Here is a 20,067-nt window from a genome sequence, read left to right on the forward strand (position 1 = left end):
AAGGCATTTCCTGTAAACTCGTACAGCGGTTTTCCGCCGGAAATGCCCTAACGTTCCGGGCTATTCCTCGACCTCTTCCGAGATATACCGCCGCTCGTGCCTGAGACCCATGCTCGTCAGCATCTCGTAGCCGATCGTACCGGCTGCTCGGGCTGCATCGTCGACCAGGATATTGCTGCCGAAGAGCTCGATATAATCGCCGGCACGCGCCAGGTTTTCCGGCAGCTCGGTCACGTCGAAGATGGTGAGGTCCATGGTGATGCGGCCGGCAACCGGCACCTTGTGTCCGGCAATGAAGCCATGGCCGGCGGCGACGTCGGTCTGGCGCAGCGGCACGCCGGCGCTCGACAGGCTGCGCATGTAGCCATCCGCATAGCCGGCCGAGACGATCGCCAGCCGGCTGTCGCGTGTCAGCCGAAGCGCGCGGCCGTAGCCCACCGTTTCACCCGCTTTGACGGAGCGGGTCTGGATGATCCGCGCCTCGGCTGTTGCCACCGGGCGCATCGGATTGGCGATGCCGGGAACGGCCTCACCGCCATAGGTGGCGATACCGGGGCGGGTGAGATCGAAATGATACTCCGGCCCGAGGAAGATGCCGGCCGAATTGGCAAGGCTCGCCTCGATCCCGTCGAAAGCGGTGCTGACCTTGCGGAAGGCTTCCAGCTGCTGCCGGTTCATCGCATTGGAGGGATCGTCTCCGCAGGCAAGGTGGCTCATCACGAGCACCGGCGCGAAGCTTGCCGGGCGGGACACGTCGTCGGCGAGCGCGATTGCGTCCTCCATCGGCAGGCCGAGCCTGTTAAAGCCGGTATCGACCTGCAATGCGCAAGGATAGTCGCCGTATTCGGACAGCACCGACATCCAGAACGTCAGCTGCTCCTCGGAGGCGATGACGGGAACGAGATCGTTTTCGAAGAAGGTCCGTTCCATGCCCGGCCAGATGCCGCAGAGCACGAAGATGCGCGCTTCCGGCGCGTAGAGCCGCAAGGTCGCGCCTTCGTCGGCCGTGGCGACGAAGAAATCGCGCGCTCCGGCCGCGTAAAGGGTCTCGCCGACATCCTCGATTCCGAGCCCGTAGGCGTCTGCCTTGACGACGGCGGCGGTGCGGGCGCTCCCCGAACGGCGGGCCATCTCGCGCCAGTTTTCGACGAGAGCGCCGAGATCCACCGTCAACCGCAGGCCGGCGGAAGCGAAAGCGTCGTAATCATCGAAATTGTCTGTCATGGAGCCGCCTTAACGAAGAAATGGCCGGAGGTGATGTCGCTCCGGCCAGGATAATGATCATCGATGAAAAGAAAAAGTGCTGCGGCGCATTATGCGCCGCAAAGCTCTCTTGTCAGTGCTCTTCGTATTGAATGAACGAGGAGTCGGCGAGATCGGCGAAGCGCGTGAATTCCGACTGGAAGGCGAGCTTCACCGTGCCGGTCGGTCCGTGGCGCTGCTTGGCAATGATGACGTCTGCCGTGCCCTTCACGCGCTCGAACTGGGCTTCCCATTCGGCATATTTAGGATCGTTGATATCGCGTGGCTCGGAGTTCTTCACGTAATATTCCTCGCGGAACACGAAGAGCACAACGTCGGCGTCCTGCTCGATGGAGCCGGATTCACGAAGGTCGGACAGCTGCGGCCGCTTGTCTTCGCGGCTTTCGACGGCACGCGAGAGCTGGGAGAGCGCGATGATCGGAACGTTCAGCTCCTTGCCGAGCGCCTTCAGGCCGGTGGTGATCTGCGTGATTTCCTGGACGCGGTTCTCGTTCGATTTTCCCGAGCCGGTCATCAGCTGGACGTAGTCGACCACCAGAACGTCGAGGCCGCGCTGTCGCTTCAGACGACGCGCGCGCGCCGACAATTGCGCAATCGAGATACCACCGGTCTGGTCGATATAGAGTGGCACCTTCTGCATCATCATCGAGCATGCGACCAGCTTTTCGAAGTCTGCGTCGTTGATGTCGCCGCGGCGGATTTTCGAGGAGGAGACTTCCGTCTGCTCGGAGATGATACGGGTGGCGAGCTGTTCTGAGGACATTTCCAGCGAGTAGAAGCCGACGACGCCGCCGTTCTTCGCCTTGGTCGAACCGTCCGGCTGCACCTCGCCCTCGAAAGCGGCGGCGATGTTGTAGGCGATGTTGGTGGCGAGCGAGGTCTTGCCCATGCCGGGACGGCCCGCAAGGACGATCAAGTCGGAGCGCTGCAGGCCGCCCATCTTGCTGTCCAGCGAGTGGATGCCGGTCGAGATGCCGGAAAGGCCGCCGTCTCGCTCTTTGGCGACGGCGGCCATATCGATCGCCAGCGCCACGGCGTCGTTGAAGGCCTGGAAGCCGCCGTCGTAGCGGCCGTTTTCGGCAAGTTCGAACAGCCGGCGTTCGGTATCTTCGATCTGCGTCTGCGGCGGCATGTCGAGCGGCGCATCAAAGGCGATATTGACCATGTCCTCGCCGATGGTGATCAGCGCCCGGCGCAGAGCCAGATCGTAGATGGCGCGGCCGTAATCCTCGGCATTGATGATCGACACGGCTTCGACGGCGAGACGGGCGAGATATTGCGCGACCGTCATGTCGCCGACCTTCTCCTCCGCCGGCACGAAGCTCTTGATGGTGACCGGATTGGCAGTCTTGCCCATGCGGATGATGTCGCCGGCGACCTCGAAGATCTTCCGGTGCAGCGGCTCATAGAGATGGATCGGCTTCAGGAAGTCGGAGACGCGGTAATAGGCATCGTTATTGACGAGGATGGCACCGAGCAGAGCCTGTTCCGCCTCGATATTGTTGGGCGCTTCGCGATAATGCTGTTCGGCGGGAGCAATGGCGGCGAGCTTGCGCGCAGCTTCGTTCATTTTCCATCTCTTCATGCTTTAGGGTATCGACTGGTTTGCGATGATCCGGTGTCATGGTCAACCGCGCAAATGGGCGGCCATGCCAGGCGGGATGAATAGGCCCGGCCTATCAACGTTGTTCCACTCGTCCACAGGGACAAGTTTCCGCCACGTAAAAAATCCCTTGTGGCCACTTTGCAACGCAACGATCGACACACGAATCACTTATGCAAAGCATCCGTGGGGAATATTTTAGCCGGGTCTTGCGCCGCACGCATCAGCTGTTGCGGCTATCATGCTTGAAAAACTACGAAAATCCGGTTATTTCCTATAAATAGGGTAGGATGCTAATAGTATAAAGTTGCAATAATGCCAGGTGCGCCATCAAGACAAGAACTCTTCGACGACCTTTCTGCGTTCAATCGCAAGCTGAGAGCGACCTTTGACGCCCTCGTTCGCGAACACGGCATGACTCTCTCCCGCGCCAGGGTCTTTCGCATACTTGCCCGCCGGGATGGGATCAACCAGAGGGAGCTCGCCGACGACCTGGAGCTTGAGACGCCGACGCTTGTGCGTATCCTCGACGCCATGGAGGCGCAGAATTTCATCGAGCGCCGTGCGGCCCAATCCGATCGCCGCGCTAAGCAGATCTTCATGACGGAATCAGGAAAAGTCGTTGCCGCCGAGGTCGAGGCTCTTGCCACCAGTGTGCGCGCGGATATCTTGGAGGGGATTTCGGACGAGGATATCGGCATGGCGCTCACGGTTATCCGCGCTATGACTGCCAATCTCCAGAATGTGGGCAAATCATGAGGTAGCGCATGAGCGGTGATCCGGGCTCGGTCGCCAACGCGGAGGCCAACGCCGCCCCACCCGCACCGCCGCCTATGCCAGGCTGGAAAGTGCCGCTCTATATTGCGGCATCGGTCATGTTCTTCCTGACCCAGGGACTGGGTCTCAATCTCGCCTTCGCCAATCTCACGCAGATCCAGGGAAGCATCGCGGCGACGACGACCGAGTCCGTTTGGCTCTCAGCCGCCTATATGGCGCCCAATGTCAGTCTCGCCATCGCGCTGGTGAAGATCCGCCTGCAATATGGCGTACGCAATTTTGCCGAAGTCAGCATTCTCGGCTTCGTGCTCGCCTCGCTGCTCAATCTCTTCGTTTCCGATCTGCACTCCGCCATCGTCGTCCGCTTCCTGAGCGGCATTGCCGGCGCACCGCTCTCGACGCTGGGCTTCCTCTATATGCTGGAGGCCTTCGAGCCGGCAAAGAAGCTGACGGTCGGCGTCAGCCTGGCGATGATGAATACGCTGCTTGCCGCCCCGATCACCCGCCTCGTCTCGCCATCGCTGCTGGATTACGGCGAATGGCGCGGTCTTTATACGCTCGAGATGGCGCTGGCGCTGCTGGTGATGCCGATCATCTATCTGCTGCCACTGACGCCGCCGCCGCGCGTCAAGGTTATCGTAATGGGCGACATTTTCAGCTACATGCTTGTGGCGATCGGGTTCGGCTGTCTTGCCGTCGTCCTGTCGGTCGGGCGCCTTTATTGGTGGCTGGAGGTGCCTTGGCTCGGCGTCGTGCTGGCGGTCGGCATCGCCTCGATCACCGCCGCAATCGTCGTCGACCTGAGACGGGCAACGCCACTGATAGACGTCCGCTGGCTGCTGCGACCGGAAATCCTGCATCTGACGGCGATCCTTCTGATCTTCCGCCTGATCGCGGCCGAACAGACCTATGTCGTCATGACCCTCTATCAGAATGCGGTCGGTCTTCTCTATGATCAGCTGGCCATGCTCTATTGGATCATCCTGGCCTTCTCGATCATAGGCGGGCTCATCTGCACTGTGTTCATGAATTATGGATTCAGCTGGCAGATCCAGCTCGTCGCGCTCATCCTGATGGGGGTGGGCTCGCTGATGGATGCGCAGGTGACGAACCTCACCCGGCCCGAACAGATGTATCTCAGCCAGGCGCTGGTCGCGGCCGGTGCGGCCCTGTTTCTGCCGCCATCCATGTCCGAAGGCTTCAAGGCGGCGTTGAGCAAGGGGCCGCCCTATCTGGTGACCTTCTTCGTCGTCTTCACCTTCACCCAGAGCATCGGCGGCCTTATCGGCTCGGCCTTCTACGGCACGCTGATCATCATTCGCGAGAAGTTCCATTCCGCCGTATTGGTCGAACGTGTGCTTCTGGCCGACCCGCATGTGGCCGAACGCGCCAGCCAGCTTTCGTCCGCCTATGGCAAGGTGATCGGGGATAGCGCGCTTCTGAAGGGGGAGGGGCTGGCGCTGCTCGGATCGCAGGTGAGCCACGAGGCCAACATGCTCGCCTATGGCGACGCATTCTTCGTTGCCGCCATGATCGCCTTCCTGTCGCTTGCAGGCCTCTCAATCCATGTCTTCTTCCGCTTCGTCAGATCTCGCCTGATCGAGGATCGGACGCAGGCCGTGACATCCAACCCATGAGGATATGAAGTTAGCTCCATGCCGAGGCTCGTTCGCTCTCCCATCGAAGTCATCGCCGTTCTCGCCGGTATCGGCGGCGTCATGCTGGTGCTCTATGCCTGGCACCTGCCGCCATTCAAAACCTCCGTCGAGACCACCGATGACGCCTATGTCAAAGGCTATGTCACGACCATCAGCCCGCAGGTCAACGGCTATATCACCGATGTGCCGATCAAGGACTACAAGCTCGTCAAGGAGGGCGACGTGCTCGCCCAGATCGATGATCGCATCTACAAGCAGAAGGTGGCGCAGGCACGGGCGACGCTCGCCGGACAGAAGGCGGCACTCGCCAATTCGCAGCAGCAGGAGCAGGCGGCCAAGGCTGGCATCGCCTCCAGCCAGGCGCAGATCGATAGTGCCAATGCTGCGCTCAAACGCGCCCAGCTCGCCGCTGATCGCGTCACGACGCTGGTTTCCAGGGGCGTATCGACGACAAGCGATTCCGAACAGGCGCAGGCGACGCTGCAGCAGGCGCAAGCATCGCTTAATCAAGCCAAGGCCGGCCTTGACGTATCCCAGCAGAACCTGACGACGATCATCGTCAACCGCGCTTCGCTCGAGGCCGGCGTCAGTGGTGCGGAGGCCGCCGTGCAGCTTGCCGATATCGATCTCGACAATACGACGATCAGGGCGCCGCGCGATGGCCGGGTCGGCGAGGTCGGCGTGCGCCTCGGCCAATATGTGACACCCGGCACGCAGCTCATGGGTCTCGTTCCGAAGGACATCTGGGTCATCGCCAATTTCAAGGAGACCCAGCTCGACGGCATGAAGCTCGATCAACCTGTGACGATCACCGTGGATGCGCTCGGTCATCGCGATATCAAGGGCCGTATCCAGCGCTTTTCTCCGGCTGCCGGTTCCGAATTCGCCGTCATCAGGCCGGACAACGCTACCGGCAATTTCACCAAGGTCGCCCAGCGCATCGGCGTCAGGGTCAAGATCGAAGACGGTCAGCCTCTGGCGAATGAACTTGCGCCCGGCATGTCCGTGGTCGTTTCGATCGACAAGGATTCGGCTCCGTTGCCGGAGGTCAAGGACGGCGGCTGACCGACGAGCCAATCCAATACAGGCAAACAAAGAAGCCTGGGTCGAAAGACCCAGGCTTCTTCTTAGGCAATGCTGCGAAGACTTGAAGATCAAGCTTCGTCTTCGGCGTCACGCTCGGCTTCCGGATCGAAGAAGTCTTCCGGACGCAGGGCGTCTTCGTCGATGCCGTAGATGGCGTCAGCGGAGGTGAGGGTTTCGCCCTTGGCCTGACGCTCGGCTTCTTCAGCGGAACGGGCAACGTTGAGCTGAACATGGATTTCGACTTCGGCGTGAAGTGCGATGGCAACGTCGTGCAGGCCGATGGCCTTGATCGGCGTGTTCAGGTGAACCTGGCTGCGGCCGACGGTGAAACCTTCGGCGGCGAGGATTTCGACGACGTCACGGGCAGCGACCGAGCCATAGAGCTGGCCGGTTTCGCCAGCCGAGCGAACGACGATGAAGGACTTGCCGGCGAGAACGTCGGCAACCTTCTGGGCTTCGCTCTTGCGCTCGAGGTTGCGGGCTTCGAGCGTTGCGCGCTCGGATTCGAAGCGGGCCTTGTTGGCGGCGTTGGCGCGCAGCGCCTTGCCGAGCGGCAGCAGGTAGTTACGGGCAAAGCCGTCGCGAACCTTTACCACTTCGCCCATCTGGCCGAGCTTGGAGATGCGCTCGAGAAGAATGACTTCCATTTTCTTGTTCCTTTCGATGTCAGATTTTCGTGTCAGTTGGTTTGGATGTATCGGCATTCTTGTTCGGGGTCAGCGATATCGCCTTGCGGGTATCGTAAAGGCCGAGAACAAGAATGATGAAGAGCGGCAGCGTCGCAAGGACGCACACCAGGTAGCAGAGGATGAGTGCCGGCAGCCGCCAGTCCTTGCCCCGCGTCCGGTAGTGCAGCGAAGCAAAACCGGAAACGACGAAGCCTGCGCCAAAGGCGCCGAGCACGGCGGCGGCGATCAAGCCAGGGACGCCGCCAAAGAAAACGATCACGATCGCCGCGAGGAAGACGAAGATCGCATTGCGGTTCATGCGCAGCGAGGAGGGAATATCCTCGCGCGGACGAAGATTGTGCTTCGAGGCTGCAACGATCCGTGTCGCCACATAATAGGCGGCCAGCATCATCATGACCCAGATCATGCCCCAGGCGATCGGGATCGCGTAGAGCATCAGGAGCTTGGTCTTCGCAATCGCCACCTGATCGATCTGCAGCGCCGGCTGCTGCTGGTCCATGATCTTGACGTAAAGATCGATCATCTGGCCAACGAGATCGGCGCTATAGCCCATGATCGCGCCGACGATGACAATGACGACGGCTGCAAGCGCGCAAAGATGCAGCATGATGTCGGAGAGCGGATACCATGCCATCAGGTGATCCGGTCCGCCGAGTTCGGAGGCAGGTCGCGCCAGATTGGCGAGATGGCTGAGCCATGCCGGGATCAGCGCCAGCAGAACGACGAACAGCCCGAAATAGGTCGATTGCGCTATCGTTCCGACAATGCCTGCGGTGACGACCGCAACGATGACGGCCATGTTGCCCCAGCCGAGGCCGACGATCAGGATCGGAAGAGCGGAAAGCGCGCCGAAGAGGATGAACAGCAATGGCTGAAGCGTCGCGCCATACACGAGTAGGGCGGCGGTCAGACCGGCGAGCGCGCCGATGCCAAGCTCTTTTGCGTTCAACTTCTTCACGTCGCTGTCCTGCTTCGTATCGAGCAGTTAGAGGATGCCTTCGCCACTCGGGCTGAAAGCCGTCCCCAACATGGGGTTTCAAGGTTCCGATCCGCGCCCATCGCGAAAGGGAGAAGGGAAGGCATGGCTGCCTTCCCCTAATTCATCCGGCGTCGGCTTTAATTAAGCGACGACGTAAGGCAGCAGGCCGAGGAAACGGGCGCGCTTGATCGCCTGGGCGAGTTCGCGCTGCTTCTTCTGGGAAACGGCCGTGATGCGGGAAGGAACGATCTTGCCGCGCTCGGAAATGTAGCGCTGCAGGAGACGAACGTCCTTATAGTCGATACGCGGCGCATTGGCGCCCGAGAACGGGCAGGTCTTGCGGCGGCGATGGAACGGACGGCGGACCGGTGCGGAGGAAACTTCAGACATTCTCAAATCTCCTTATACGCGGTCTTCGCGCGGACGGCGCGGACGGTCTTCGCGATCACCACGGTCCGGGCGCGGACCACGGTCACGGTCGCCGAAGCTGCGCTCCGGGCGGTCGCCATCGCGGCGCGGACGGTCGTCACGGTCGCGCTTCTGCATCATGGCCGACGGGCCGTCTTCGTGCTTTTCAACAGCGATCGTCATGTAACGCAGGACGTCTTCGCTGATGCGCATCTGGCGTTCCATTTCCTGGATCGCAGCGGCCGGAGCATCGATGTCCATCAGGGCGTAGTGAGCCTTGCGGTTCTTCTTGATGCGGTAGGTGAGGGACTTGAGGCCCCAGTTTTCGATACGCCCGACTTTACCGCCGTTAGCTTCGATAACACCCTTGTACTGTTCTACGAGGGCGTCGACCTGCTGAGCGGAAATATCCTGTCGAGCAAGGAATACATGTTCATAAAGAGCCATGGATAGCTTTGCCTTTCTTGCGTTGATCTGACCCGATATTCGGCGGCTAAGCCTCAACGACTGCTCCTGAGAGGGGTAAACCCAAGCAAGAAAAGCGTTTCCGAGACGGTCGAGAGCGGAGACACGGGAGGCTGGAACGCTTCCGTTCCGAACGATTCCCCTTGCGGAAAACCGGCCCTCCGTTCAGCCACCAGCCAGAAGACCGGGTTGCGAACAGGGCGGCTTATACGGATTTTTCTGCGAAAGGCAAGGGGAGCGACGAAATTCCGCGGTCTCGCCTGAAGGCAACACGAAACGTCAGCGATGCTCAGACCAAATCGTGAGACCACGTCTGCTGCCACATTGCGCGTGCCGCGCTCTCCCCTATGATGGGACACGAATTGCAGCAATACGGATTGTTCATGCGCATCTTCCTCGTCCGGCACGGCGAATCCCTCGGCAATATCGATGACCGGGCCTATCGGCAGTTCGGCGATCACAATGTGCCGCTGACCGAATGGGGGCATCGGCAGGTGCTGCGGGCAGGCCAGGCGATCGCGGCCTATCTGAAAGGGCCGCCGAGTGGTGAACTGCGCAAGCTGAACGTCTGGTATTCGCCCTTTCTAAGGACACGCCAGAGCAAGGATGCGCTGCTCGAGGTTCTGCCGGCCGATCTGATCGGGGATGTCAGGGAGGATTATCTCTTGCGCGAGCAGGATTTCGGGCTCTTCACCGAAATCTATGATCATGCGGAACAGAAGCGGAAATTTCCCGACGAATTCGAGAAATGGGCGAGGCTGCGCAACAACAACGGCAAGTTCTATGCGCGGCCGCCCGACGGCGAGAGCCGCGCCGACGTTGCCCAGCGCGTGCGCCTGTTCCTGCAAACCGTCATGCACGACGCCGAAAACGGAAAGAACAATGTCATCATCGTCGGCCACGGCGTGACCAACCGGGCTTTCGAGATGAATTTCCTGCATCACCCTGTCGACTGGTTCGAGCACTCGGACAATCCGGGAAATGCCGACGTGACCTTGATCGAAGGGCGGCGTGCGCAAGGTTATAGCTCGATCCTGCTTCACAAGTCCGTGGACAGGGTGAAAGGGCAGGAAGAGTTGCGCGAGGCTTATGGTTCGGAATTGGCGATTACGCCGAAGGCGGAGCAATAGAGCCTCCGCAGAGCGTGTTCTGCTGCGACGCGCTTCCTCATGTTGCGGCGCCCCGCGGCGAAACGGGGCGCCTTTCAGGCCTTACATCGGCATCGGGTATTTCCGGTGAATCTGCTCGATCTCGGCCAGAGCCTCCGCCGGCAGCGTCACATAAGCGGCCGCGATATCGGTCTCGAGCTGCGCCATCGTCGTCGCGCCGATGATGACCGAGGTCATGAAGGGCTTGGTGAGGCAATAGGCGAGCGCAAGCTTCGATGGGTCGATGCCGTATTTGGCGGTGATTTCCAGATAGGCCTTGACCGGCGGTTCCTGCAGCGGCTGCAGGCGGCCGCCGATATCGGTGTTGATCGAGCCGCGCGAGCCGGCCGGACGCGCTCCGCCGACATATTTGCCGGTGAGGATGCCGCCGGCAAGCGGCGAATAGGCGAGCAGCCCGACATCTTCGTGATGCGACAGTTCCGCCAGATCGAGGTCGAAATGCCGGTAGAGCAGATTGTACTCGTTCTGCGTGGTGACGACGCGCGGCAGGCCCTTCTGTTCGGCGATCGTCAGATATTTCTGGATGCCCCAGGTCGTCTCGTTCGAGAGGCCGACGGCGCGGATCTTGCCGGCCTTCACCAGCTCGCCCATCGTCTCCAGGATCTCGGTGATATCGGCGACGGCTTTCTCGCGGCCCTGCGTGAAGGGGTTGTAATGCCAGTTCTGGCGGAAATGGAAATGGCCGCGGTTCGGCCAGTGGACCTGATAGAGATCGATATAGTCGGTCTTCAGCCGCTTCAGGCTAGCGTCGATAGCTGCATTGATATTGGCGGCATCCGGACCCTGGCCGCCGCGCAGATATTCGCGGCCGGGGCCGGCGACCTTCGTGGCAAGCACGATATCCTTGCGCTTGCCGGTCTTCGCAAACCAGGTGCCGATATATTCTTCCGTGCGCCCTTGCGTCTCCGGTCCCACAGGCGTTGTCGGGTACATTTCGGCGGTGTCGAAGAAATTGATACCCTTATGGACCGAATAATCCATCTGCTCATGCGCTTCGGCTTCGCTGTTCTGCGTGCCCCAGGTCATCGTGCCCAGGCAAATCTGCGAAACGGAAATATCGGTGCGGCCTAAACTCTTATATTTCATGGGAAAACCTTGGGGGATAGGAGAAGGTCAAAATGAATGAGGTCGCGCAAATTTAGGCCCGATCTGAGCAAGCGCAAGAAAAAAATCATTGCGTCTCGCAGGCGCAAAAGCCTGTGGCTGCGGGGCTTGCGCTATTGACTCCGGCGCAAACAATGTCATTGGGAAGCAAAACGACCCCTAAAAGGACGCTTTATAATGACTGTTGCTTTCACATTTCCCGGCCAGGGCAGCCAGGCTGTCGGCATGGGCAAGGACCTTGCCGACAATTTCGCCGAGGCGCGTGCCGTCTTCGAGGAAGTCGATGAAGCGCTCGGTGAAAAGCTCTCCGACGTCATCTTCAACGGCCCGGAAGACAAGCTGACGTTGACGGCCAATGCGCAGCCGGCGTTGATGGCCGTGTCGCTCGCCGTCATCCGTGTGCTGCAGGCTCGTGGCCTGGACCTGAAGGGCAAGGTCGCCTATGTCGCCGGCCATTCGCTCGGCGAATATTCCGCGCTTTGTGCCGCCGGCACCTTCTCGCTTGTCGACACGGCACGGCTGCTGCGCATCCGCGGCAACGCCATGCAGGCCGCAGTTCCCGTCGGCGTCGGCGCCATGGCTGCGATCATTGGGCTCGAACATGCGGATGTTGTCGCAGTCTGTGCGGAAGCGTCCGCTCTCGGCGCCTGCCAGATCGCCAATGACAATGGCGGCGGCCAGATTGTCATTTCCGGCGAGAAAGCTCCGGTCGAGAAGGCTGCCGAGCTTGCGACCGCCAAGGGTGCCAAGCGCGCTATCCTGCTGCCGGTCTCCGCTCCTTTCCATTCGACGCTGATGGCGCCTGCCGCCGAAGCCATGCGCGAGGCGCTTGCGGGTGTCGCCAAGGCCAATCCGGTCGTGCCTGTGATTGCCAACGTCTGGGCCGCTCCGGTGACGGATGCCGGCGAAATCGCAAAGCTGCTGGTCGAGCAGGTCACCGGTCAGGTGCGCTGGCGCGAGACGGTGGAATGGTTTGCCGCCAACAATGTCACGACACTATATGAGATCGGCGCCGGTAAGGTGTTGACGGGCCTGGCGCGCCGCATCGACAAATCGGTTAACGGCATCGCCGTCAATAGTGCGGCTGATATCGACACGGCGCTTGCCGCACTGCTCGGCTGAAAAAATTAGAAGCGAGGGACACACATGCTTGATTTGACCGGCCGTAAGGCCCTGGTAACCGGCGCATCCGGCGGCATCGGCGAAGAAATCGCCCGGCTCCTGCACAAGCAGGGCGCGATCGTCGGCCTGCACGGCACGCGCGTCGAAAAGCTGGAGACGCTGGCGTCCGAACTCGGCGATCGCGTCAAGATCTTCCCGGCCAACCTGTCGGATCGCGACGAGGTAAAGGCGCTCGGCGCCAAGGCCGAAGAAGAGCTCGGCGGCGTCGATATCCTCGTCAACAATGCCGGCATCACCAAGGACGGCCTCTTCGTGCGCATGAGCGATGACGACTGGGATGCCGTGCTGGAAGTCAACCTCACGGCCGTCTTCCGCCTGACGCGCGAGCTGACCCATCCGATGATGCGCCGCCGTTATGGCCGCATCATCAACATCACCTCGGTCGTCGGCGTCACGGGCAATCCCGGCCAGGCGAACTACTGCGCCTCCAAGGCCGGTATGATCGGCTTCACCAAGTCGCTGGCGCAGGAAATCGCCACGCGCAACGTCACGGTCAACTGCGTTGCCCCTGGCTTCATCGAAAGTGCGATGACGGGCAAGCTGAACGACAAGCAGAAGGAAGCCATCATGGGAGCCATTCCCATGAAGCGCATGGGCACAGGTCAGGAAGTTGCTTCCGCCGTTGCCTATCTTGCTTCCTCGGAAGCCAGCTACGTCACGGGTCAGACGATCCATGTCAACGGCGGCATGGCGATGATCTAAAGGAATTGCCATTGAAGGGAACTTTCCCTCCAATAGCATGTTGAGCAACCCGCAGCCGGCTATTTTCTGACTTTGCGACGGACTTAAACCGTGTTAAGCGGGCCATGACTGTGAACAGTCGTCCGGAAAATGCAGACGGACTGGGCCGCATTCAAGGCGCTGGACCGGATCTCAATGCCGGGCTGAACGGGTTTGCCAGCGGTGTCAGGACAGACGCTGCAGGTTTGAATAGGTAGGGATGTCACAGGGCATTCTGATCAGGATATAAGGTCGAGGAAACCGACATGAGCGATATCGCAGAACGCGTAAAGAAAATTGTTGTTGATCATCTTGGCGTTGACGCCGACAAGGTTGTTGAAAGCGCAAGCTTCATCGACGATCTGGGTGCGGACTCGCTCGACACGGTCGAACTGGTCATGGCTTTCGAAGAAGAATTCGGCGTTGAAATCCCGGACGATGCTGCTGACTCGATCCTGACCGTTGGCGACGCGGTAAAGTTCATTGAGAAGGCTCAGGCCTAATCTCTTGCGCTTTTTGAAGGGGCGGGCTGAAAAGTCCGCCCTATTTCGTCCGGCGGAGCCGGACGAACTGTGTTTATACGCATATCATCATAAAAAGACGGGGGTCTGCGGGCGATGAGACGTGTCGTTATCACGGGTACCGGCATGGTATCACCTTTGGGCTGCGGCACCGAGGTGTCCTGGACGCGTTTGCTCGCTGGGCACAATGGCGCGCGCCGCGTGACCGAATTCGAGGTCGAAGATCTCCCGGCAAAGATTGCCTGCCGTATTCCTGTTGGCGATGGCACCGACGGCACGTTCCATGCTGACGACTGGATGGAGCCGAAGGAGCAGCGCAAGGTCGATCCCTTCATCATCTATGGCATGGCGGCAGCGGACATGGCGCTCGCCGATGCACACTGGCACCCGAAAACGGATGAGGATCAGATCGCCACGGGCGTCATGATCGGCTCGGGCATCGGCGGCCTCGAAGGCATCGTCGAAGCCGGCTATACGCTGCGCGACAAGGGTCCGCGCCGCATCTCGCCTTTCTTTATCCCGGGCCGTCTCATCAACCTGGTTTCCGGCCAAGTCTCTATCCGCCACAAGCTGCGCGGCCCGAACCATGCGGTCGTCACCGCATGCTCGACCGGTGCCCACGCCATTGGCGATGCTGCCCGCCTGATCATGCTCGGCGACGCCGATGTGATGGTCGCCGGTGGCGCCGAAGCACCGGTCTGCCGTATCTCGCTCGCGGGCTTTGCCGCCTGCAAGGCGCTGTCGACGGACTTTAACGACACGCCGCAAAAAGCTTCGCGTCCCTATGACCGTGACCGTGACGGCTTCGTCATGGGCGAGGGCGCCGGTGTCGTCGTTCTGGAGGAGCTGGAACACGCCAAGGCGCGCGGCGCCAAGATCTACGCCGAAGTGGTCGGCTACGGCCTCTCGGGCGACGCGCACCATATCACCGCTCCTTCCGAGGATGGCGAAGGCGCGCTCCGCTGCATGACCTCCGCGCTGAAGCGCGCCGGCCTGACCCCGGCAGACCTGGACTATATCAACGCCCACGGCACCTCGACCATGGCGGATACGATCGAGCTTGGCGCAGTCGAGCGTCTGGTCGGCAATGCGGCTTCGAGGATCTCGATGTCGTCCACCAAGTCGGCGACCGGCCACTTGCTCGGCGCTGCCGGTGCGATCGAGGCGATCTTTGCGACGCTCGCCATTCGCGACAACATCGCCCCGCCGACGCTCAACCTCGATAATCCCGAGCGTGACACCGCCATCGATCTCGTTCCGCACAAGGCACGCAAGCGCGAAATCAATGTCGCGCTGTCGAACTCCTTCGGCTTCGGCGGCACGAACGCCTCGCTTGTCCTGCGCCGTTATGAGGCTTAATAACAGCGCGTAACTGCGAAAGCGGGATCTGTTCTTCGGCAAGCCCGCGCGCCGTTCCCGAATGTTACCGTGGTTGTGTGCGTCTCCGCGATGCATCGCGGTAACGTCTGATCGGTCTAAGTCGGAGCCCTGAGCGGGTTCCGCCTTATCTTCTGGACCTGTTTTTTGCCGCATTGCTTGGCCAAAGAGCAGGCAATCGAAAAAGGAAGGGATTGCCGGTGAGCGATACGAACCAGAGCAACGGAACTCCGAGCGGACAGAAGGGGCCGATCATCCCGAAATCGGCAAGCGAAGCCCTGCGTCCGGAGCGTGTTCCGGATCCGCCCAAGCGTTCGCGCAAAGCTCGCAGCCAGATGGTGATCTTTCTGAACTTTCTGATGACGCTGGTGGTTTTCGTCGTCATCGCGGCTGTTGCAGGCACCTATTACGCCTTCTCGATCTATCGCAGCCCCGGTCCGCTGACGACCAATACGAATTTCATCGTGCGCAATGGCGCGGGCCTGAACGAGATCGCCAATCGCCTCGAATCAAACAACATCATCACCGATCAGCGCATCTTCCGTTGGCTGACGACCACCTATCTGCATGACAATGAAACGCTTAGGGCCGGCGAATATGAGATCAAGGCCGGCGCTTCCATGAAAGACATCATGGAGCTGCTGAAGTCGGGAAAATCCATCCTCTATTCGGTCACCTTGCCCGAAGGGCTGACGGTACGGCAGATTTTCAACAAGCTGCAAGCCGATACCGTGCTGGAAGGCGATTTGCCGTCGGCGCTGCCGGCGGAGGGCAGTCTGCGACCCGATACCTACAAGTTCACGCGCGGCACCAAGCGCACCGAAATCGTCGAGCAGATGGCGGGGGCGCAGCAAAAGCTCGTCGAGCAGATCTGGGCCAGGCGCGATCCAAACGCGCAACTGGCGAACAAGCAGGATTTCGTGACGCTCGCCTCCATCGTCGAGAAGGAAACCGGCCTTGCGGATGAGCGAGCTCATGTCGCCTCCGTGTTCCTCAATCGTCTCGGCAAGGGCATGCGTCTGCAGTCGGATCCGACGATTATTTACGGCCTCTTCGGCGGGGAAGGAAAGCCGTCCGATCGGCCGATCTATCAGTCGGACCTGAAGAAAGAGACGCCTTACAACACCTATATCATCAAGGGTCTGCCGCCGACGCCGATCGCAAATCCGGGCAAGGATGCGCTCGAAGCCGTCGCCAATCCCTGGAAGACGCAGGATCTTTATTTCGTCGCTGACGGCTCTGGCGGTCATGTCTTCGCCGCAACGCTGGAAGAACACAATGCCAACGTCAAGCGCTGGCGCAAGCTGGTTGCCGAGAAGGGCGAAGATCCGAGTGCAATTGCCGTCGACGGCCAGCCCGACGATGCCACGACGGCTCCGGGCTCTGGCGCTCAGCAGAAGAAGAAGACCAACTGATCCTTGTTGCGCCATGGCTTCGATGAAGCAAGAGCATGATGCCGAAAAGTGTGGGCGGCTTTAGGTATCATGCTCTACTTTCTTGCTTCTGGAGCGGATTCAGATTTTAGGTCGAACAGACCTAAAATCATCCGGCTTCAGTGGCGCGGTTTCACTTTACATTGATCCCCAATCCGATGATTTTCGATGGGTTGGGGACAGGAATTTTCGGAGGCTTGCGTGGTATTGCAGTCCATGACCGGTTTTGCCCGGTGTGAGGGAACGAGCGGGCGCGGTCGCTGGGCATGGGAGCTACGGTCCGTGAACGGCAAGGGCCTGGATATCCGGTTGCGCCTGCCGCAGGGGCTCGAGCGGCTGGAGACGGATGTTCGCAAGCTGATCTCCGACCGGTTCTCCCGCGGCAATCTCCAGGTCGGCCTGTCGCTGTCCGTCGAGGAAAGCCGGGTCGAGGTCGTCGTGAACAAGGATGCCCTGTCGGCTCTGCTCGCGCTGCGGGATCAGCTCGCAGGGATTATCGACCCCGCGCCGCTGCGGCTGGATAGCCTCATGGCGGTTCGCGGCCTGGTCGAATTCAAGGAAGCCGAGGAGAGCGAGGAGGCAGTTGCCGCACGCGATGCCGATATCATGGCCGGCTTGACGGCAGCTCTCGCAGACCTTCACGACATGCGCGGACGGGAAGGCCAGGCACTTGGCCAGATCCTGCTCGGCCAGGTCGCCACGATTGAGACGCTGACGAGCATAGTCGAGCGCGATCCCTCGCGCTCGCCGCAGGAAATCGTAACGCGGCTGGCTGCACAGGTCGCGATGCTTCTTGAAGGATCGTCTGGCCTCGACCGCGACAGGCTGCATGCGGAAGCGGCCGTTCTTGCGACCAAGGCCGATCTACGCGAAGAGGTCGATCGCTTGAAGGCCCATGTGGCGGCGGCGCGCGACCTTATTTCCAAGGGCGGGCCAGTCGGTCGCAAGCTCGATTTTCTTGCACAGGAATTTAACCGGGAATCGAATACCATCTGTTCGAAGTCGAATGCAGCAGCGGTGACCGCGGCCGGCATCGAGCTGAAGGTGGTCATCGACCAGTTCCGCGAACAGGTCCAGAATTTGGAGTAGGCCATGAAGCCGGCGACATCCACATCCATTCCGATTGCCCGCCGGGGGTTGATGCTTGCCATCTCCTCGCCGTCAGGCGCGGGTAAATCGACGATCGCGCGCACATTGCTGGATAAAGACAAGCAGGTGAGCCTGTCCGTGAGCGTCACGACCCGCCAGCGCCGGCCGAGCGAAATCGAAGGGGTGCATTATCATTTCGTTTCGCAGCGTGAGTTCGAGCGCCTACGCGATTCCGACTCGCTGCTCGAATGGGCCGAGGTGCATGGCAACTTCTACGGAACGCCGCGCGAGCCCGTGGAAACTGCGATGTCGGAGGGCCGCGATATGCTCTTCGATATCGACTGGCAGGGTGCGCAGCAGCTGCAGGAGAAGATGCCGGCTGATGTGGTCTCCATCTTCGTACTGCCGCCGACCATGACCGAGCTGCAATCGCGCCTGCATCGTCGCGCCGAAGATTCCGAAGAGGTCATTGCCATGCGTCTCGCCAATTCGCGGGCCGAGATCGCTCACTGGCGCGAATATGACTATGTCATCATCAATGATGACCTGAACGTCGCCTTCGACGCCGTGCAGTCGATCGTCAAAGCGGAGCGACTGCGTCGTGATCGCCGGCACGGCATGTTCGATTTCGTTCGGGATCTGCTGGAAGAGACGCCGAAACTCTGATCCCGATCAGAAGCTCTGATCCCGATCAGAGACAATTCGCCAGTCGGCAGAACTCTTCCACGGAGAGCGTTTCAGCGCGGCGCTGCGGGTCGATATCGGCCTTGATGAGCAGCGCCTCGCCGCCGAGCGGCTTCAGGCTCTGGCGCAGCATTTTCCGTCGCTGGCCGAAGGCTGCCTGCGTCACTTTCTCCAGCTTGTCGACGGCGCAAGGGATGGGATTTTCCTTCGGCGTCAGGTGCACCACCGTCGACGTTACCTTTGGCGGCGGCGTAAAGGCCTGCGGGGATACGTCGAAGGCCATACGCGCCTCCGCACGCCAGCCGCAGAGCACGCCGAGCCGGCCATAATGATCGTCGTCTTCCTGCGCGACGATCCGCTGTCCGACTTCTTTCTGGAACATCAGGGTCAGCGACTGCCAGAAGGGCGGCCATTGCGCCGGCAAGAGCCAGTTGATCAGAAGCTGCGTGCCGACATTGTAAGGCAGGTTGGCGATGATTTTCACCGGCCCGTCGGGCGCAAGGGCGGCAAAATCCGTCTTCAGCGCATCGCCCTCGATCACTTCAAGTCGGCCGGGGTAGTGATCGGCAACCTCTGCCAGAGCCGGCAGGCAGCGAGCGTCACGCTCGACCGCAATGACCTTGGCTGCGCCAAGCGCCAAGATTGCTCGCGTCAAGCCGCCAGGCCCGGGGCCGACTTCGAAAACGGTGGCGCCTTCAAGCGACCCCGCGGTCCTCGCGACTTTCTGCGTCAGGTTGAGATCGAGGAGGAAGTTCTGGCCGAGCGCCTTGCGTGCGTCGAGGCCGTGGCGCTGGATCACATCGCGGAGGGGAGGCAAGCCATCGAGAGCGGCCATCAGGGATTGTTTCCGGTCTTGCTGCTGATCTCGCGTGCCAGCTTGAGGGCAGCGACCAGGCTGTCTTCCTTGGCAACACCCTTGCCGGCGATGCTAAAGGCGGTGCCATGGTCCGGCGAGGTGCGAACGAATGGCAGCCCGAGCGTGACGTTGACGGAGTCGTCGAAGCCGAGCGCTTTGGCCGGGATCAGCGCCTGATCATGATACATGCAGATGGCGACATCGTATCGGCGGCGAGCCTCGTCATGGAACATGGTATCCGCGGGCAGAGGGCCGAAGGCATCGATACCCTCGGAGCGAAGCGCGTCGATTGCCGGCCTGATGATCTCGTCGTCTTCCTTGCCGAGCGCGCCGTTCTCGCCTGCATGCGGATTGAGGCCCGCAACCGCCAGGCGCGGCTTGGAAATGCCGAAACGGGTGCGCAGGTCATGGTCGGTGATCCTGCAGGTGTCGAGAATGAGATCTGTAGTCAACGCCTGCGGCACATCTTTCAGCGGAATATGGATGGTCACCGGGATAGCGCGGAGCTTGGGGCCGGCCAGAAGCATGACGGGCAAAACTGGTTTGCCGGTCGCACGCGTTGCGAGATCCGCCAGAAACTCCGTGTGACCGGGAAAGCCGAAGCCCGCATCGTAGAGGACCGATTTGGCGATCGGGTTCGTAACGACCGCCGATGTTTTGCCGCTCACGCTGAGAGAGACGGCCATTTCGATGGCGGCGATCGTCCCTTTTGCGGTGGCGACATTCGGCTCACCGGCGACGACGCTGATTCCAGCTTCTATCGGCAGAATCGGCAAGGCATCGCGGAAGATGTCGCAGGCGGTAGCCGGATCGGCCTCCTTCTGAGGCACGTTCAGGCCCAACTGCGAGGCCCGCGCAGCAAGAACGGCCGGATCGCCAAGAAACAGAAAAGGTGGCAAATCAAGCTCGCCACGGCGCAACCATGCGGCGAGCGTAATATCTGGACCTATGCCTGCCGGATCCCCTTGCGTAAGCGCCAGGGGGAGGGATGGGCGCGACGGCAT

The 20,067-nt window shown here is 60.8% G+C and carries 20 protein-coding genes; 11 read left to right on the forward strand and 9 right to left on the reverse strand.

Annotation, left to right across the window (positions count from 1 at the left end; translation table 11 throughout):
- Positions 1 to 60: 60 nt before the first annotated feature.
- Positions 61 to 1,224: an alanine racemase gene (gene alr, locus RHSP_RS20500; protein ID WP_004122088.1), complete on the reverse strand. Its 1,164-nt coding sequence runs from the start codon at positions 1,222 to 1,224 to the stop codon at positions 61 to 63.
- Positions 1,225 to 1,336: 112 nt separating this feature from the next.
- Positions 1,337 to 2,833, reverse strand: a complete 1,497-nt coding sequence (locus tag RHSP_RS20505) for a replicative DNA helicase (RefSeq protein ID WP_037153392.1) — start codon at positions 2,831 to 2,833, stop codon at positions 1,337 to 1,339.
- A 348-nt stretch (positions 2,834 to 3,181) separates the two neighbouring features.
- Between RHSP_RS20505 and RHSP_RS20510 the strand changes: the two genes are divergently transcribed.
- Genes RHSP_RS20510 through RHSP_RS20520 form a run of 3 tightly spaced genes read left to right on the forward strand, consistent with a single transcriptional unit; the run spans position 3,182 to position 6,366 of the window.
- Positions 3,182 to 3,625, forward strand: a complete 444-nt coding sequence (locus RHSP_RS20510; RefSeq protein ID WP_004122093.1) for a MarR family winged helix-turn-helix transcriptional regulator — start codon at positions 3,182 to 3,184, stop codon at positions 3,623 to 3,625.
- Between the two features lie 8 nt (positions 3,626 to 3,633).
- Complete coding sequence (locus tag RHSP_RS20515) at positions 3,634 to 5,280, forward strand: MFS transporter (RefSeq protein ID WP_004122094.1); 1,647 nt, start codon at positions 3,634 to 3,636, stop codon at positions 5,278 to 5,280.
- An 18-nt stretch (positions 5,281 to 5,298) separates the two neighbouring features.
- Complete coding sequence (locus RHSP_RS20520) at positions 5,299 to 6,366, forward strand: HlyD family secretion protein (RefSeq protein WP_004122095.1); 1,068 nt, start codon at positions 5,299 to 5,301, stop codon at positions 6,364 to 6,366.
- 89 nt (positions 6,367 to 6,455) lie between these two features.
- Here RHSP_RS20520 and rplI read toward each other — a convergent pair whose 3' ends face one another.
- From rplI to rpsF, 4 genes are all read right to left on the reverse strand, one after another.
- A complete protein-coding gene (gene rplI, locus RHSP_RS20525; protein ID WP_004122097.1) occupies positions 6,456 to 7,034 on the reverse strand; it encodes a 50S ribosomal protein L9 in 579 nt (192 codons plus the stop codon).
- Positions 7,035 to 7,053: 19 nt separating this feature from the next.
- Complete coding sequence (locus tag RHSP_RS20530; protein WP_004122099.1) at positions 7,054 to 8,034, reverse strand: DUF2232 domain-containing protein; 981 nt, start codon at positions 8,032 to 8,034, stop codon at positions 7,054 to 7,056.
- 162 nt (positions 8,035 to 8,196) lie between these two features.
- Positions 8,197 to 8,445 (reverse strand): 30S ribosomal protein S18, encoded by a 249-nt coding sequence (gene rpsR, locus RHSP_RS20535; RefSeq protein ID WP_004122103.1) that lies wholly within the window; start codon positions 8,443 to 8,445, stop codon positions 8,197 to 8,199.
- A 12-nt stretch (positions 8,446 to 8,457) separates the two neighbouring features.
- Positions 8,458 to 8,910, reverse strand: coding sequence for a 30S ribosomal protein S6 (gene rpsF / locus RHSP_RS20540; RefSeq protein ID WP_004122105.1), 453 nt, complete (start codon positions 8,908 to 8,910; stop codon positions 8,458 to 8,460).
- 401 nt (positions 8,911 to 9,311) lie between these two features.
- Here rpsF and RHSP_RS20545 point away from each other — a divergent pair, with 401 nt between their 5' ends.
- Positions 9,312 to 10,058 (forward strand): histidine phosphatase family protein, encoded by a 747-nt coding sequence (locus RHSP_RS20545; protein ID WP_004122107.1) that lies wholly within the window; start codon positions 9,312 to 9,314, stop codon positions 10,056 to 10,058.
- Positions 10,059 to 10,139: 81 nt separating this feature from the next.
- Here RHSP_RS20545 and RHSP_RS20550 read toward each other — a convergent pair whose 3' ends face one another.
- Complete coding sequence (locus RHSP_RS20550; RefSeq protein WP_037153396.1) at positions 10,140 to 11,183, reverse strand: aldo/keto reductase; 1,044 nt, start codon at positions 11,181 to 11,183, stop codon at positions 10,140 to 10,142.
- Between the two features lie 195 nt (positions 11,184 to 11,378).
- On the opposite strand from RHSP_RS20550, the gene fabD reads away from it, so the two are divergent.
- From fabD to gmk, 7 genes are all read left to right on the forward strand, one after another.
- On the forward strand, positions 11,379 to 12,323 hold the full coding sequence (fabD, locus tag RHSP_RS20555) for an ACP S-malonyltransferase (RefSeq protein WP_037153404.1): 945 nt from the start codon (positions 11,379 to 11,381) through the stop codon (positions 12,321 to 12,323).
- A 24-nt stretch (positions 12,324 to 12,347) separates the two neighbouring features.
- Positions 12,348 to 13,085: a 3-oxoacyl-[acyl-carrier-protein] reductase gene (gene fabG / locus RHSP_RS20560; RefSeq protein WP_004122112.1), complete on the forward strand. Its 738-nt coding sequence runs from the start codon at positions 12,348 to 12,350 to the stop codon at positions 13,083 to 13,085.
- A 284-nt stretch (positions 13,086 to 13,369) separates the two neighbouring features.
- A complete protein-coding gene (locus RHSP_RS20565; protein WP_004122114.1) occupies positions 13,370 to 13,606 on the forward strand; it encodes an acyl carrier protein in 237 nt (78 codons plus the stop codon).
- Positions 13,607 to 13,720: 114 nt separating this feature from the next.
- Positions 13,721 to 14,983 carry a beta-ketoacyl-ACP synthase II gene (fabF, locus tag RHSP_RS20570; RefSeq protein ID WP_037153408.1) on the forward strand — a complete coding sequence of 421 codons (1,263 nt, stop codon included), beginning with the start codon at positions 13,721 to 13,723 and terminating at the stop codon, positions 14,981 to 14,983.
- 218 nt (positions 14,984 to 15,201) lie between these two features.
- Positions 15,202 to 16,416: an endolytic transglycosylase MltG gene (mltG, locus tag RHSP_RS20575; protein WP_037153609.1), complete on the forward strand. Its 1,215-nt coding sequence runs from the start codon at positions 15,202 to 15,204 to the stop codon at positions 16,414 to 16,416.
- Positions 16,417 to 16,635: 219 nt separating this feature from the next.
- A complete protein-coding gene (locus RHSP_RS20580; RefSeq protein ID WP_037153617.1) occupies positions 16,636 to 17,523 on the forward strand; it encodes a YicC/YloC family endoribonuclease in 888 nt (295 codons plus the stop codon).
- A 3-nt stretch (positions 17,524 to 17,526) separates the two neighbouring features.
- Complete coding sequence (gene gmk / locus RHSP_RS20585; RefSeq protein ID WP_037153411.1) at positions 17,527 to 18,189, forward strand: guanylate kinase; 663 nt, start codon at positions 17,527 to 17,529, stop codon at positions 18,187 to 18,189.
- A gap of 25 nt (positions 18,190 to 18,214) precedes the next feature.
- Here the strand turns inward: gmk and rsmA are convergent, their stop codons facing one another.
- Positions 18,215 to 19,042, reverse strand: coding sequence for a 16S rRNA (adenine(1518)-N(6)/adenine(1519)-N(6))-dimethyltransferase RsmA (gene rsmA, locus RHSP_RS20590; RefSeq protein WP_004122129.1), 828 nt, complete (start codon positions 19,040 to 19,042; stop codon positions 18,215 to 18,217).
- Positions 19,042 to 20,067 (reverse strand): 4-hydroxythreonine-4-phosphate dehydrogenase PdxA, encoded by a 1,026-nt coding sequence (gene pdxA / locus RHSP_RS20595; protein ID WP_004122132.1) that lies wholly within the window; start codon positions 20,065 to 20,067, stop codon positions 19,042 to 19,044. Before pdxA ends, rsmA begins: the two co-directional genes overlap by 1 nt.

This window comes from Rhizobium freirei PRF 81 (genome assembly GCF_000359745.1).
GTDB classification, from domain to species: Bacteria; Pseudomonadota; Alphaproteobacteria; order Rhizobiales; family Rhizobiaceae; genus Rhizobium; species Rhizobium freirei.

Coding starts and splice junctions, on each gene's coding strand:
- alr (WP_004122088.1), bottom strand. CDS start 1,224: ATGACAGACAATTTCGATGATTACGACGCTTTCGCTTCCGCCGGCCTG.
- RHSP_RS20505 (WP_037153392.1), bottom strand. CDS start 2,833: ATGAACGAAGCTGCGCGCAAGCTCGCCGCCATTGCTCCCGCCGAACAG.
- RHSP_RS20510 (WP_004122093.1), top strand. CDS start 3,182: ATGCCAGGTGCGCCATCAAGACAAGAACTCTTCGACGACCTTTCTGCG.
- RHSP_RS20515 (WP_004122094.1), top strand. CDS start 3,634: ATGAGCGGTGATCCGGGCTCGGTCGCCAACGCGGAGGCCAACGCCGCC.
- RHSP_RS20520 (WP_004122095.1), top strand. CDS start 5,299: ATGCCGAGGCTCGTTCGCTCTCCCATCGAAGTCATCGCCGTTCTCGCC.
- rplI (WP_004122097.1), bottom strand. CDS start 7,034: ATGGAAGTCATTCTTCTCGAGCGCATCTCCAAGCTCGGCCAGATGGGC.
- rpsR (WP_004122103.1), bottom strand. CDS start 8,445: ATGTCTGAAGTTTCCTCCGCACCGGTCCGCCGTCCGTTCCATCGCCGC.
- rpsF (WP_004122105.1), bottom strand. CDS start 8,910: ATGGCTCTTTATGAACATGTATTCCTTGCTCGACAGGATATTTCCGCT.
- RHSP_RS20545 (WP_004122107.1), top strand. CDS start 9,312: ATGCGCATCTTCCTCGTCCGGCACGGCGAATCCCTCGGCAATATCGAT.
- RHSP_RS20550 (WP_037153396.1), bottom strand. CDS start 11,183: ATGAAATATAAGAGTTTAGGCCGCACCGATATTTCCGTTTCGCAGATT.
- fabD (WP_037153404.1), top strand. CDS start 11,379: ATGACTGTTGCTTTCACATTTCCCGGCCAGGGCAGCCAGGCTGTCGGC.
- fabG (WP_004122112.1), top strand. CDS start 12,348: ATGCTTGATTTGACCGGCCGTAAGGCCCTGGTAACCGGCGCATCCGGC.
- RHSP_RS20565 (WP_004122114.1), top strand. CDS start 13,370: ATGAGCGATATCGCAGAACGCGTAAAGAAAATTGTTGTTGATCATCTT.
- fabF (WP_037153408.1), top strand. CDS start 13,721: ATGAGACGTGTCGTTATCACGGGTACCGGCATGGTATCACCTTTGGGC.
- gmk (WP_037153411.1), top strand. CDS start 17,527: ATGAAGCCGGCGACATCCACATCCATTCCGATTGCCCGCCGGGGGTTG.
- rsmA (WP_004122129.1), bottom strand. CDS start 19,042: ATGGCCGCTCTCGATGGCTTGCCTCCCCTCCGCGATGTGATCCAGCGC.
- pdxA (WP_004122132.1), bottom strand. CDS start 20,067: ATGCCGTCGCGCCCATCCCTCCCCCTGGCGCTTACGCAAGGGGATCCG.